Source organism: Hahella ganghwensis DSM 17046 (assembly GCF_000376785.1).
Taxonomy (GTDB): Bacteria; Pseudomonadota; Gammaproteobacteria; order Pseudomonadales; family Oleiphilaceae; genus Hahella; species Hahella ganghwensis.
In genome coordinates, this window is record NZ_AQXX01000119.1 from 76,494 (window position 1) to 90,707 (window position 14,214).

At 49.7% G+C, this 14,214-nt stretch carries 11 protein-coding genes; 4 read left to right on the top strand and 7 right to left on the bottom strand.

Annotation, left to right across the window (positions count from 1 at the left end):
- Window positions 1–84: 84 nt before the first annotated feature.
- A complete protein-coding gene (locus tag F566_RS0115545) occupies window positions 85–978 on the bottom strand; it encodes a LysR family transcriptional regulator (RefSeq protein WP_020407928.1) in 894 nt (297 codons plus the stop codon).
- 124 nt (window positions 979–1,102) lie between these two features.
- Here F566_RS0115545 and F566_RS0115550 point away from each other — a divergent pair, with 124 nt between their 5' ends.
- Together F566_RS0115550 and F566_RS0115555 are read left to right on the top strand one after the other, a co-directional pair.
- A complete protein-coding gene (locus tag F566_RS0115550; RefSeq protein ID WP_020407929.1) occupies window positions 1,103–1,744 on the top strand; it encodes a glutathione S-transferase family protein in 642 nt (213 codons plus the stop codon).
- A 49-nt stretch (window positions 1,745–1,793) separates the two neighbouring features.
- Window positions 1,794–2,810: a pyridoxamine 5'-phosphate oxidase family protein gene (locus F566_RS0115555; RefSeq protein ID WP_020407930.1), complete on the top strand. Its 1,017-nt coding sequence runs from the start codon at window positions 1,794–1,796 to the stop codon at window positions 2,808–2,810.
- Between the two features lie 120 nt (window positions 2,811–2,930).
- Here F566_RS0115555 and F566_RS33075 read toward each other — a convergent pair whose 3' ends face one another.
- Window positions 2,931–4,040: a right-handed parallel beta-helix repeat-containing protein gene (locus F566_RS33075; protein WP_020407931.1), complete on the bottom strand. Its 1,110-nt coding sequence runs from the start codon at window positions 4,038–4,040 to the stop codon at window positions 2,931–2,933.
- A 639-nt stretch (window positions 4,041–4,679) separates the two neighbouring features.
- Here F566_RS33075 and F566_RS0115565 point away from each other — a divergent pair.
- A complete protein-coding gene (locus F566_RS0115565; protein WP_020407932.1) occupies window positions 4,680–6,062 on the top strand; it encodes an MATE family efflux transporter in 1,383 nt (460 codons plus the stop codon).
- Between the two features lie 100 nt (window positions 6,063–6,162).
- On the opposite strand, the gene F566_RS33080 is transcribed toward F566_RS0115565, so the two are convergent.
- The 5 genes from F566_RS33080 to F566_RS0115590 all read right to left on the bottom strand — a co-directional run bounded on the left by F566_RS33080 (window position 6,163) and on the right by F566_RS0115590 (window position 13,565).
- Entirely contained in the window at window positions 6,163–8,640 is a 2,478-nt protein-coding gene (locus F566_RS33080) for a bifunctional diguanylate cyclase/phosphodiesterase (RefSeq protein WP_020407933.1), read from the bottom strand.
- A complete protein-coding gene (gene nosP, locus F566_RS0115575) occupies window positions 8,640–9,791 on the bottom strand; it encodes a nitric oxide-sensing protein NosP (protein ID WP_020407934.1) in 1,152 nt (383 codons plus the stop codon). Before nosP ends, F566_RS33080 begins: the two co-directional genes overlap by 1 nt.
- 365 nt (window positions 9,792–10,156) lie before the next feature.
- Complete coding sequence (locus F566_RS0115580) at window positions 10,157–12,106, bottom strand: metallophosphoesterase family protein (RefSeq protein WP_020407935.1); 1,950 nt, start codon at window positions 12,104–12,106, stop codon at window positions 10,157–10,159.
- Window positions 12,107–12,278: 172 nt separating this feature from the next.
- Window positions 12,279–12,992: an aspartate/glutamate racemase family protein gene (locus F566_RS0115585; protein WP_020407936.1), complete on the bottom strand. Its 714-nt coding sequence runs from the start codon at window positions 12,990–12,992 to the stop codon at window positions 12,279–12,281.
- Between the two features lie 177 nt (window positions 12,993–13,169).
- The gene (locus tag F566_RS0115590) at window positions 13,170–13,565 is read right to left on the bottom strand and encodes a cupin domain-containing protein (protein WP_020407937.1); all 396 of its coding nucleotides are present in this window, start codon (window positions 13,563–13,565) and stop codon (window positions 13,170–13,172) included.
- A 433-nt stretch (window positions 13,566–13,998) separates the two neighbouring features.
- On the opposite strand from F566_RS0115590, the gene F566_RS0115595 reads away from it, so the two are divergent.
- Window positions 13,999–14,214 (top strand): IS5/IS1182 family transposase (locus tag F566_RS0115595; RefSeq protein ID WP_020407938.1); only part of this gene is annotated, 216 nt, incomplete at its 3' end.

Here is a 14,214-nt window from a genome sequence, read left to right on the forward strand (position 1 = left end):
GACTTGCACCCGAAGTCAATTAGCTTCTGCGTGGAGAAGAATACAAAGTCTGGCAATACCTGCTCAAATAGAATGCGAACCAGTTTAAACTTCGAAAACAGTATTCTGCAGGTCGCCGATGATCCAATCAATAAACACTCTGGTTCTGGCGGGAAGCAATTGCGCATGTGGGTAGATCACGCTGACCGGACGAGGAGGCTGTTCAAATGAATCAAGTACTACCTCCAATTGCCCTTTTTGTACGTAGGGGGCCACTTGATAGGATAGGAATAGCCCGAACCCCATACCGGCCAGACAAGCGTCGATCGCTGGAGCGATCTGGTTAAAGTCCAGGTTGCCGGTGACGGGAACTGTTAATTGACGCTCGCCTTCATTGAATACCCAGGGTTGCCATTGGCTGAAAACCTGTACCGCATTACCTTGTAACAAATCTCTGGGGTGCTTCGGTACCCCCTGCTTTTTGAGATATTCAGGTGAGGCCACGACCACCCGTCGAACACTGCATATTTCACGGGCTATCAGCGATGAATCAGGAAGCTTGCCTATACGGAGTCCCACATCAATACCATTCTCCAGCAGGTCAACATAGCGGTCATTCAGATGTAGTTGGCACCGGACTTTCTCGTAACGCTTGACGAAGCGTGTCACGGCAGGTGCCACATGAAGCTGCCCAAACATAACGGGAGCAGTAATCAGCAGAGAGCCGCTGGGCTCAATGGTGTCGGCCTGTAACATGGCTTCGGCATCGTCCAGGGAAGCGAGTATGTCAGTGCAGCTTTGCAGGTAGCGCTGACCTTCCTCGGTTAGGGAGATGCGTCGTGTCGTGCGATTGAACAGGCGGACGCCCAAAGAGGTTTCCAGATCGGATAATTGCCTGACGACAGACGGAAGTGAACTGCCTAGAGATTTGGCCGCAGCAGTCAGACTGCCGTCAGCGGCAATCTGGACAAATGTACGAATGGCTTTGAGTTTATCCATGTGGGCAGATTACTCCGAAAATCGGAGTAGTTAAATCACTTTATTGTTATTTATTTCAGAATAGAGAGTGATGATACTGATCAGGACGTGATTTGAGTCTATTAACCAACTTGGAGGTGAAACCATGTCCCGGCCTGTTCCTCAGCAACCTGTGAAGTTATATCAATACCCGCTTTCCGGTCATTGCCATCGTGTGCAGTTGTTCCTTTCCATACTGAATCTTCCCTATGAACTTGTTATGGTGGACCTGCTCAAAGGCGAACATAAACAACCGTCGTTTCTAGAATTGAACGCCTTCGGCCAGGTGCCGGTAATGGATGACAGCGGTATAATTCTGGCGGATTCAAATGCCATTCTGGTTTATCTGGCCTCCCGATATGACGATGGAGCATGGTTGCCCACGGATCCGGAACGTGCGGGTACAACTCAGCGGTGGTTGAGCGTGGCAGCTACAGCTCTTTTAAACGGACCTGGCAGCGCCAGGTTGATTACGCTGTTTGGTGCCAAGCTGAATGTTGAAGAAGCCCTGAAAAAGTCAGCAGATCTGCTTGCGATAATGGAGGCCGAGCTAAGTCGCCGGGAGTTCTTTGTTGGCTCCACACCGACCATCGCAGACATTGCCATGTATACCTACACAGCCCACGCCCCTGAAGGCAATGTGTCTCTGGAGCCATACCCGCATGTCCTTTCCTGGTTAAAGCGTATCGAAGCATTACCCGGGTTTGTTCCCATGGAGCAATCCCCAGTCGGTCTTTATGCGCAATAGGGGGACAGGTGAATTAGGGTTATAGGTGAATTAGAGAGGGGGAGATGCCATGTCTGATCACGAGAAAGTCCAACCATGGAGCCATCCGGTGAGTGAGGGGTCTCCTTTTCATAAAGGCGAACTGGGAATTCAGGAATATATGGGCATCAGGCATCGGCTAGATGGTCCAGCTCGGCAGGGAATACGCAACTACATGCCGGAGCAGCACAGAGAGTTCTTTTCCGGGCTGCAGTATTTGCTGATTGGTAGCCTGGATGATGAAGGACATCCCTGGGCATCCATCGTAACCGGTGAGGCCGGTTTTGTGGCCTCTCCTGACCCAAGGCAGCTGACGATCTCATCTGTTCCCTACCATGGAGATCCTTTGGCTGAGAATCTTCGGCTGGGAGCGCCTGTTGGAATTCTGGGGATTGATTTTCATACCCGTCGGCGTAACCGGCTAAACGGTGTGGTGGCCGACTGCTCGGAAGGCCAATATGCAGTGAGTGTCAGCCAGAGTTTTGGCAATTGCCCCAAATATATCCAAAGCAGAAGTCTGCTGTACCAATCTCAGGATTCATCTGTGAGACCTTATGTTCAGCCGTGCCATTATGCGGATGTGGAGGTGCAGAACCTTATTGGCCAGGCTGATACGTTTTTTATTGCATCCTCCTATCCCGGAATCAGCCTTCGGGAATCTTCGGAGAATCCGCCTGCAAGGGCACATGGAGTGGATGTTTCCCATCGTGGTGGTAAGCCCGGTTTTATCAGGGTGAAGGAGGGAGGAAGATACCTTGAGGTTCCGGACTACAGCGGGAATTTCTTTTTTAATACTTTAGGAAATCTATTGCTGCATCCGCGCGCCGGATTGTTGTTTATCGACTTTGAGCACGGTCATCTTCTGTACCTGTCAGTGCGATGTGACGTTCTATGGTCGGGGCAGGAGGTGAAACAGCATGTGGGAGCCCAACGGTTGATACGGATGGAAGTCGGGAAGATGCATTGGATCAAAAATGCATTACCCTGGAGTTGGGGGACAAAGGAGATTTCTCCATATCTGAACAGACTCAGTCCGCACGGGGAGTGACAGGATCGCCGGAGTCAGACCTCCGGCTTATGACAAGTTCCTTTGAGAGTCGAGGTGGTTCAGGCAAATAGAGGGAGACTATTTGCCTGTTGGATTAACAATATTTGTCCGGGACGAGCGTTAACACCTGTGGTCCGGATCATAGAATGTTGCAGAATCGCCTCCGATATCCCCTTTCGAGTTATCTCCCATTGCGTTACCGCAAATATACTGCTGGGGATAAGCCATGACTTTCACACCGGCGTTCTCGTTGTCGTAAAGCTTGTTACCGTAAACTTCGTTGTATACGCCGTATTGCTTGCCTTTGACCAGGTTGCCGCCTATACGGACACCAGCCCCCTTGTTTTCGTAGCTGATGTTGTAACGGATGATATTGTAGTCACCGCGGGCATCAAAACCTCCGGAATCCGGGTCCTGCTGACCGGCGCATATATTGTTTTCCACCAGATTGTTTTCCGCGCCTTCTTTGATATCGACGCATTCATTTCCACGGGTCAGAAAATAGTTGTGGTGAACCCAGTTGTAGTTGCTGTGGTCCGGATCACCGGTGGGTTTTTTGCCGTCGTGCCATTGGCCGGATGCGGTACCGATATAGATGGCTTCACCATTTTTGCCACGACCTTCAAGCTGGAAATCATGAGCGCCACAGTTGTAGAAAGTGTTGCCGAAAATCTCTGCTTTGGTGACGTAGTAACGCAGGCGTACGCATTCCCCGCCAGCGTTACGAATGCGCATGGCTCTTAATACAAAACCTTCAGGTCCTTTACGTGTTTCAGTACCGTGAACGAATATCAGGCTCTTGCGATAGTCATTTTCTGATTTTCCGTCACCCACCAGGCCGTTGATGGTGAAACCGCGAAGGTGGATATAGTCATGGTTTACCTGGAAAACCCGACCTCCGCTTTCACCTTTGAGCACGGCTTTCTTGCTGCCGTGGATCAGGATGGGTTTGTCTGCGGTGCCAGAACGGACGGTTCTGACATCCTGATAGTACTCTCCTTCCAGCAGGTAAACCCGTTCACCAGCCTCGGCATACTCCAGGGCTTTGTTGATTGTTCTGAAAGGAGCATATTTTGTCCCGGGATGGTTATCGTCTCCTTTGGGAGAGACAAAGTAAGTGTGGGAAATAGGATAGTCAAAGTTCGCATAAGACTTGTCTGAAGATAACGCCAGACTTAAGTGACTAGTAAAGAATAGGAACAATCCGAATAGGGCGGTGCAATATTTCATGAATCCTCTCAGGCCAACTGATCAGACAAGCCGGAAGCATAGCCTCCGCCCGTCGGAGCGTTGACGTGTTATCAGTTTAGAGTGATGGAATTGTCCAGGGGGAAGTGCAGTAATGTTATTGCTTGTTATGATTGCAGCTATTGATCCTGTACATGATGACCCTAAGGCAAAGGTTTCTCCACAACAAGTGCGTATTGGTTTGTATGATGAAAGCACTAGTCTGAAGAACTTATGTGTGTAAGCATTTTGCTTAAGGTTCGGTCATATTCAAATGCTTCCTTATGTTCAACTGGCAGTTGGCATCTAACGCCGAATGCGATATATTCTGCCACTCTCTATTAACTCCCTTCCCAAGGAGCCAGGCAAAATGGATATTCATCACACTCCGATTACCGCCTGACGGTACCCTTTTCTAAAACGGTTCCGTTGTTGTCTGCGCATGCGATGCTGCCGACGGGCTGTTCCTGTTTTTTCAAACAAACAGGTTTCAAAAACCGAATTTATTTAATCAAAGATTTTCTAAGATCATGCTTGTGTAAGCCTTGATTCTTTTAAGATCGTTGTCTTCAGACGGGATGCTCCGGACACCCTTCGTGGTTGTGATGAAGACCAGGACGGGCTTTTAGCCAGGATAAACAAATGACTCATGAATTAAGGTCCCACAACCTGTGGGTACTTTCGTGGCCTATTTTCGTAGAAGAAATCACCGGTGGCTTGGTGTTTCTCGCGGATGCTTTTTTTCTCAGCCGTATTTCTGATGAGGTCGCCGCTACTGTCGGTGTGCTTCTGCCAGTGCTTCTGTTGGGCTTTTTCATTATTCCGATGTTTACGACCGCGGGAACCAGTGTCGCTTCCCAATACATCGGAGCCAGACAGCACCAATATGTTCTGCCAACCTATATGGCGAATGTCGGTCTGAGCAGTTTACTGGGATTACTGATGTTTCTCGGTGGATTTCTCTATGCTGATCACATCGGCACCTGGCTTGGTATGACGCCTGAACTGAACGAACACTCGTCGATCTATCTGATGGTGGTATCTTTCAGCTTCTTCTTTGTGGCAGTGCGATTTTCCTATGCGTCCATTCTGGCATCCAAAGGAATGACACACTGGAACATGGCGACAGCACTGGTCACCAATTTGCTGAATGTGCTACTGAATGCCGCATTCTTTCTGGGCTGGTGGGGGATTCCCAAGCTGGGATTGTTTGGAATTGCTCTGGCGACTTCCGTTTCCTTTTTCGTGGGGGCGGTGTTGCTGATGTGGGTGGTACATGGGCCAATGAAGATCCATTTTCGCCTCAAGGGAATGGGGGAGCCGATACGTAAAGTACTTCGGCCGATTCTGAAAATCGGTATACCTTCGGCGGTTGAACCTCTGAGTTACACCATCCAGCAGATTATTGTGTCAGTTGTGGTGATTCAACTTGGTTTGGCTGCGATGGGAGCCAATACCTACGTGCTGCGTATCCTGGTGGTAGAGATAACCTTTGCCTTTGCCCTGGGGGCAGGCAGCCAGATTCTGATGGCGCATTACATGGGAGCAGACAGATTCGGGGATGTTAATCGGATATTCTGGAAGTCCATTGCAGCTGCAACGGGTTTTGCGGCGATTAATCTGCTCCTTTACGTCGGCATATATGAGCAAGTGCTTTCCACGTTTACCGATAATCCGGAGATCATGGAACTGGCGAAATGGATGCTGGTGGCGGGTATTCTGATGGAGCCTGCACGTGCGGTCAATATTATTGCCGGGATGGCCCTGAAAGGTGTTGGGGATGCAAGGTTTTCTGCACTCAGCAGTATGATATTCATGTGGGCGGTGATTCCATTCATCTTTTGGGTCGGCATCGATTTCGGATACGGAATGCTGGGAGTCTGGTTGTGTTCTACTGTAGACGAATCGATTCGTGCGGTGATTAATCTGTGGCGATGGAACACAGGTAAGTGGCGCAGCAAAGGAATCAGGGACCGGAATGTCAGTGATGACGGGAATGAAGGACTGGTGGAGGCTCCTGCTTAATGAAGCCGATTCAAGGAGGCGGGGAAATTCTGAATAACTAACTGTATAGCCATTGCCGGGGTAAATGTCGGCGGCCATACAAACGTATCTCAGAGGCATCCTAGACCAATTGCGGTCCCGCCTCCAAAAGCCGCATGAACTCTTCTGATGGTAACGGACGACTGAACAGAAATCCCTGCACCTCGTTGCAGCCCATTTCATGCACAAGCTGCAGTTGCTCCATGGTCTCGACCCCTTCAGCGACACTGACGAGGTCGAGACTTTGGGCCAGCTGTATAATGCTCTTGATGATATTGGTGTTCCCCGTTCCCTGTTTGGCGTTCGGGATAAAGCGGCGATCTATTTTTAGTTTATCAACAGGAAATCTTTGCAGATAAGACAGGGAAGAGTAACCGGTGCCGAAATCGTCGAGTGCCAGCTTGATTCCCAGATCCTTAAGGTCGTGCATGGCCTGAATGATGTCCTCTGATTCGTCAAAGAACACTGCTTCGGTGAATTCCAGAGACAGCAGATTGGGATGGAGATTGTGTCTCTCCAAAGCCTTGCGAACGGTGTTGATAACATTTCCCTGGTAGAACTGCATGGCCGACAGGTTGACTGACAACGGTACCGCTGGTCGACCCTCCTTGGACCACTGACTGATTTGCTGGCAGGCTGAGTCGAGAACCCATTCTCCAACAGATACAATCAGACCGGTTTCTTCCAGAGTGGAAATAAAATCGCCGGGTGACACGATGCCCTTTCTGGGATGATTCCAACGCAGCAGGCTTTCTGCAGCAATAATCTGTCCACTTGCCAGATGCACGATCGGCTGGAAATAGAGCTCGAACTCCTTCATGTCGATGGCTTTGCGCAGCTCTGTGATCAGTTCCAGATGATTGTGGGCTGCCTGGTTCAAGGCGCTGGTAAAGAACTGAAAGTTCCCCCGTCCTTTTTGTTTGGCTGCATACATGGCGGTGTCTGCTGCACGGAGAAGCTCATAGGGATTATCACCATCGGCTGGAAACAGGCTGATACCGATGCTGGTGCCAATTCGCAGCTCTACATCATCAAGCAGAAAAGGCTGTTTCAGCTCGGTAATGATTTTCTCGGCCACCTGAACCACGCCGTCATTCTCTTTCACATCAGGCAGACAAATCACAAACTCGTCTCCGCCAAGTCGAGCGAGATTGTCACTGCGCCGTATGCATCGCTGAAGGCTGGCGGCAACCTGTTGCAGAAGCTTATCACCCATATGATGACCCAGTGAATCATTGACGGCTTTAAAGCGATCCAGGTCGATCAGCATCACGGCAGTCTGTGACTGCTTTCGTTGGGCCAGGGCGATTGCCTGTTCAATGCGGTCTTGCAGTAGAGTACGGTTAGGGAGGCCGGTCAAAGCGTCATGGTGCGCCATATAGCTGATACGTTCTTCTGCCTGTCCCCGTTGAATTACAATGCCTGCAAGATGGACGGCGCTTGCCACCACTTCACGCTCTCTAAGTGATGGTTCGTGGACCTGGCTATGATACACAGCAAAGGATCCAAGCACCTTGCCTGCCGGTGTCAGAATCGGTGTCGACCAGCAGGCAGCAAAGTTGAACTCTTTTGCAACATGGCGTGCATCCTTCCATAAGGGGCTGGCTTCTATATCGGGAACTATGACTGGCGATTTTCGATACATGGCTGTACCACAGGATCCTGAGGACGGACCAATTACCAACCCTGACAATAGACGGTTGTAGTCAGGAGGCATTCCCGGGCTGATCGCCGTGGCAACATGGCGGCCACCATGATCCAACAGCATGATGGACGTCCGGCAGTCGGAGATGTGTTGGTCAATCAGGCTGCAAAGTGTTGATAGTACATCTTCCAGTGGACTGCCAGCAGCGATCATCTCCAGTACTTCGTATTCGCCCTGGCGCAGTCGCTCCGCCTTTTTCCTTTCAGACACATCTCGGGCAATAGCAGTGAAAAAGCGACGCTTGGTGGATTGGAATTCCCCAAAAGACAGTTCCAGATCGATAGCGAAACCGTCGTGATGGTAGCCTGTGAGTTCAAAGTGTTCGCGATAGTGTCTGGCTTTGTGTGTCGCCAGATATTCCGCCAGATTAATCTGTTTTTCCTTTAAAGAGGGCAGCAGCTTTTCTATGGGTGAGCCAATAAGCTCCTGTTGATCATTTCCGAATATGGTTTGCACCGTTGGATTGACGTAGGCAATGATGTTCCTTGCGTCAAAAGTCACAATAGCATCCAGTGCAGCTTCGGTGACGCTTCTATATCGGGACTCGCTTTCGGTCAGCGCCTCCTGAGTTCGAATGCGCTCAACAATTTCCTGCTCCATGGCTTGAGTGGTGCGGTAGAGAGTCCGGTTGATCTTTTCGTTTTCCCGGAGAGCATCTTCCAGTGCCTGGGTACGGGCTTTGACGGTTTCCTCCAGAGTCAGTGCTGTCTGAAATAGGCTGAAATCCGATCCCTGACGACTCATGCTGCGTTCTGCACGGTTCATCAAAGCTTCAATAATTTTATTCAGTCGTGCGATTTCTGATTGTTCGGGATTGAGTGAAGCCACACAGGCCTTGGGAAGTGTCTTTTTCATTACCGCTGGCCCGAAGAGGTGCCGATGGCCAGTGCCGTAAAGGTCTGGTTAACATGTACACCTGCGAATTGCTCTCCGTAGGTGCTGAAGCCAACGACCTTGTGCTCGGTGAGCACGTCGGCGACATGGCTCTTGGTGCCGTCCTGGGTTATTTCCAGGTTTCGCAGAATGCAATCGCATGCCAGTATTAACTGTGGCTCTCCAATGTCGTCGTTCAGCTGTTGGAAGGTTTGTTGAAGGTTGTCTATAAGGTCCACACCGCGGGCAACACGAAGCACGATACCTTCCTCTATCGCGCAATAGAAAGTCAGGCTGCCGTCTGGATTGGCCTTCTGGATTGATCGGACATACTCCATCCCATCTATCAGAACGACAACAGGGGAGGTGGCGAAGCGAAACGGATTCAGGTCGTCCACGTCTACGCCTACCAGACGGGCATATTCTTCCGCAGCCGGAAGGCCGTCTATTTCCGTCACTATCCGGCGGGAGGCATCTGCCTCGGTAACAACCAGGCGTTGATCGGTGGCGGTGAAGTGCTGGGTTTTGAAAATTCTGAAAGGGTATGGGGTTGTGGCCAGGACAAGTGCGGCGCAATCCGTGTGAAACGCCCCATTGTGGTAAATCCAGGTTTTGTCGAATGTCAGATCATCTCCGGCAGACCCCCCGAAAATCGGGATATTACCCAAAGCACTGTTCAAGGCGCGTGTGACGGGTTCCTCATGCTGTGACATGCCGTCTATCATCAGAAAGGCGAAACTGTTTTCCGGAGTGGAGTCCGGAGCCTGGCGCTCCAGTTCACTGATGAGGGTTTTACCTGTATCGACACCCCGTGAAATTTCAAAATTATGCAATGACTGGATCAGTCCTGAAACCGCAGTAAAGCTGTCAGCGGGAAAGCTGATGCCACTGAGGCTGTGGTCCAGGTAGCCGAGTGGGCCGATTTCGCCAGCGGTCGTACAGCCGACGACCTGGATGCCCCGGAACAGGCGCTCCATTTCAGACGCCAGAGCGCTAAGATCATAATGGCTGGAGCAGAAAAACAGGACCAGTGCCGGGTCATCCTGTTGAACCTGTTCATAAAAGGTCCGTGCAGCCTCAACTGGGTCTTCTATTTTCGTGTGGGCTCTACGGATACCAGGACTGACGGTCATAACTTCTAACTCCACTTAAGACCGTCACATAACGTCCTGCAATAAATAACCGTCCATGCAACGGTATGCGGAACAATGAACTTTATTGTGATTGCTCTGCTACCAGTATAGTACAGACTGGTGATTTTCCTTCTTCATCCCTGATTGATTGGAGCTGTCCCCGATAAATCTGAGGTTCCTAAAATAAATGATGAAGTTGCCAATCCACTTAGCGAATTACTTAATTCATTGTATTTTATGACAAGCTTTGTCGGGCGCATGAGTTTGATGCTCCCGGTGTTCATCTTTGACGGGATGGTAAAATTTTGAAAATTCCCCGGGGAGGTCTGGGTCTGTTAACGTTTCAGATAAAACGCTAAAAGACCCTAGGCAGCAGGATTGGGGTTGACTGAAACAACCTGATTTTGATGCCCGGTTTCTCGACCTTCCTGACCGGAATCCTCAATATTGAAAACTAACGGAGGAATGTCTGGAATAGGGGTGATCAGTTCCTGCTTCGTAACTTTCAGGTGATTGATATGAATGACGGCTACATTGGGAATGCAGGTGACACAACGGTATCCGGATTTGTCTTCTACCTGCCTGATCGTCAGGTTCCAGACAGGGTACTTGGCGTCATTCCGGGTAAACTGGAGCCATGGCTTACGATAAAACGGGATATGTACGAGTGATCTGAGCCCGTGATGGTGTTCGGTTTCCCCAAACGCTCTTCGCAACCAGTCCAGGTATTTGCCGCTGCCCGGTGAATTCTTCATGGCACTGCTGGTGAGCTGGTATCCGGTGAGGGTTTTGCCGCCAGAACGATAGGTTCCTTTGTTGACATAGGAGTAATGGACATCGCCGGAAAGAAACGTGGCGTGGGTGATACCAAGTCTTAGGAGCAGGGTGTCGAGAAAGGCGGAGTAGCCTTTCTTATTGAGTATCCAGGCTTCTGCATCAAGCATTTCCGGATTGATGCGGAGTCCTGACAGCAGACTCTGGCCTTTTTCAGCCGGGTCAAAGCCGAATACTGGCGTCGCAGAGAGAAAAATGGGAGCACCCTTCACGCCCTGGTTTTTCAGTCTCCACCAATTGATACGCAACTCGTCAAGACTGTAACGGTCCATTAAGCGTGCCGGACTGTCGGATGAGTCATAGTAACGCTGAGTGCGGGTGTCCAGAGCAATGATCGGCGGCGAGGTCGGCACGGTATAGCTCCAGTGACGATGTTTCCACATCATCAGATCAAACAATTCGCCTTTGTCGTCAGAGTGCGGCTCGGCCAGATGCTCCCTAATGACTTGTTTGAATTCCTCATCAAAATGATCCGGGTTGTTTCCCCATCCCTGGAATGCCCAGTAGGCAGCCAGCGCATTGGAAACGATACGCCGGCCAGTGCGATTGAAACGTACCCGGTTATACCATTCTCCGCTGATGTTCCAGTCATCGCTGACTTCGTGATCATCAAACACCGTGTAGACCTGAATATTGGCCAGCGCCCGGCGGACGGCTTTCGAGCTTTCAAGATAAGCTCTGACCGATTCGTCATGCCTAGAGGGTTTCAGACTCACGAGGTTACCAAATGCGACCAGATAGGCTGCCGCGAATTCACCGAAGCCGATCAGGTGATTGGAACCACTACAGGTTGATAGTCCGGATTTTGCCTTTTTCAGTTTTTCCCAGCGTTTTCCTGTTTCAAAGCCAGGATGTTCGAACCCTGGAACCCCCTGGTCGCTCTCCATGAGTCTCTGGCTCAGCTCATTGATCGGGCCTAGCAGGCTGTCAGGTACATCGTCGGCATAAATTTGATCACCTGTCAGACATAATATAGCGGGTCGTTGTTCCAGATTGTCAACGTGGGCTTCGAGTGTTTTGTCGACCTCCGGAAACGCATCCAGATGGAACTCTGTGCCGGTGTCATCGAGAGCTTTACCATGGGGCTTTCGGCATGAACCATGCACGATTTTCGTCAGACGCGATGGAATATAGAAACTCGGAAAGGGGCATCCAGGCAGGCGGCAATCACCCAGATCAAAAGGGTGTGAAGATGGTTTGTCCTCGTCTGCTTCGGTGATCTGGTAATAGAGCAACTGATCTTTGGGAAAGATCTTGACCTCTTCAAGAGGCCTGGCTTCCAACAGGGCAACGTATAAGTGTCGACCGAGTTTTTGTAACTGAGAAGGAGAGGCCTGACTGATACCGAGGAGATCCTCATTCTGGTCCAGAATTTTGAGCTGAATATTGACCTGTTCACTAAGCGCTAACCAAACACAAACGCGGTTTTCGGTTGTGCGCCGAAGGATCGGCCCTGCCACTATCCAAGGTAGATTGTTCATGATCACTGTCCCTGTCTTGAGGAGTCTCGTGATACTGAGGTCTGTTGCTGTTATTCAGGATGACGTTCAGTAATCTAAACCGACAGTTATGAGGTTCGCCCATATTCCCCGATTTGTAAATGATCAAATCAGGGAATATGGTGATGTGGCGACCAGGTATCGTCAATTAGCTCTAATCATTGACCGCTCGTGATAATGCAGCATGCGCAAGTAAGCGCGTTGAATCGAGAGTGGGCAGTACCGAATTTTGATCATTAATAATCAATGGGATCTCTGTGCAACCTAAAATAACCGCATCACAGCCGGCTTTCTGAAGCTCTTTGATGACCATCTGAAAGTACTCGACTGAGGGCTGTCGGAAGTGACCATAAACCAGTTCTTCCATAATAATCCGGCTGATTTCTTCACGCTGATCCTGTTCCGGACGAATAAAATTCAACCCTCTGGACTGGAGCTTTTCCGGATAGACGTCGCTGTTGACCAACCAGCGAGTGCCCGTCAGCCCCAAACATTGATAGCCCTGCTCTCTGGCCTTATCTGCAACGGTATCCGCAATATGAAGCCAGGGTAGAGGAAGCCTGTCTTCGATAAATCGAAGCGCCTGATGAATCGTGTTGTCCGGACAAATCAGAAAATCTGCCCCGGCCGCAGCCAGCTTGTTGGCCGAAGACAGCATCAATTCTGCAACACCCTCAAGGTTTCCGGCGTCAAGGCATTCCACATAATCCGATAGTGAGTGGGTATGCATGGAAACTTCGGGATGCGCATGGGGGCCCAGTAAACCGGCACCCTCTGAGCAGATAGTGCGGTAGCATAGTGCCGCGCCTTCTGCGGAGCAGCCGACGATGCCGATATGTTGCGAAGTGCTTTTTTCAGAAGATGTCATGCAGGTCCTTAAAATTTATTTTTCTTAAGCTGTTTCTGTACATACTTCTGCATGTCCATATGCTTTTTATAAGATCTATAGTCCTTTGCTGTTTTATATAAGGACGGTCTTGCACAATACCAAGTACAAGCCAATGAAAATAAGCTAAATGTGGCGTTATATGTCAATGCAGCAAAGTTAAGTTGACGTTTTATATACCTGGACACTTTCCTGTTCATTAGGGTCGTTTCTGGCTACCAGTGCGATGGCTTCCTCTGTATCGCTCAGATTGACCGGCTGGTGAGGAACACCATCGGGTATAAAGATAAAGTCCCCTTCCTGGTTAACAACCGATTTGGAGAGATTTTCCCCGTATAGCGTCTTAACGTTTCCTTTTAATAAGTAGATAGCGGTTTCAAACCCGTCATGATAGTGGGGTTCCGCTCTGGCGGAGGGAGGAATCACGACAATATTCATTGAGATGCCGGTGGCCCCTGCGGTTTTTTCAGAGATCCCGACATAGTTGGGTAACTTCTGTATGGTATCGATAGTGGTATCAGGTCTGACGGTGACAATATCTTTGTTCAGGTTCATCGTGTGCCCCCTCCTGCTGGAGATAAGTTGATTTGGATTTCCTGGTTTTCAGCTTATACCTATGTTTGGTCAATATCCCATTCATAATTACCATCTTCATACATGGCGTAAGCTCTTTCGATACCATGAATTGACATAATAACCTTCCTCAATTCTGATAGCGCAATATTTGGGCTTGCTCACACTCATGCCACAGCCCTTGTCCATAAAAGCGGAATTTATAAATCATGCTTGGATATAAATTAAGTAAAAACAACGAGCTATAGTAAGGTGAAATGCCGAAAGTCATTTAGCTTGCTACTTTGTGTGGCTATCTAAGAAGGGGGGCAGATGGACACTACTGGCAGATAATTCATATAAATTTAGGGAGGCTCTGAATAACTCCCCAAATCAGTCATAATACGGCCAACTTCACTCATCAGGAATACTATCCATGGATCAGATGACTTTCTCCGAAGCTGAATACCAGAATAAGAAGCGTAAGACCCGCCGGGAAATCTTTCTGGAGCGAATGGATAAGCTGATCCCATGGAAACGCATGGAAAAGAAGATCGCCCGCTATTACCCCAAGGGCGAGAACGGCCGCCCTCCGTATCCGTTATCCACCATGCTTCGTGTCCACTGCATGCAGCTATTTTATAACCTCAGC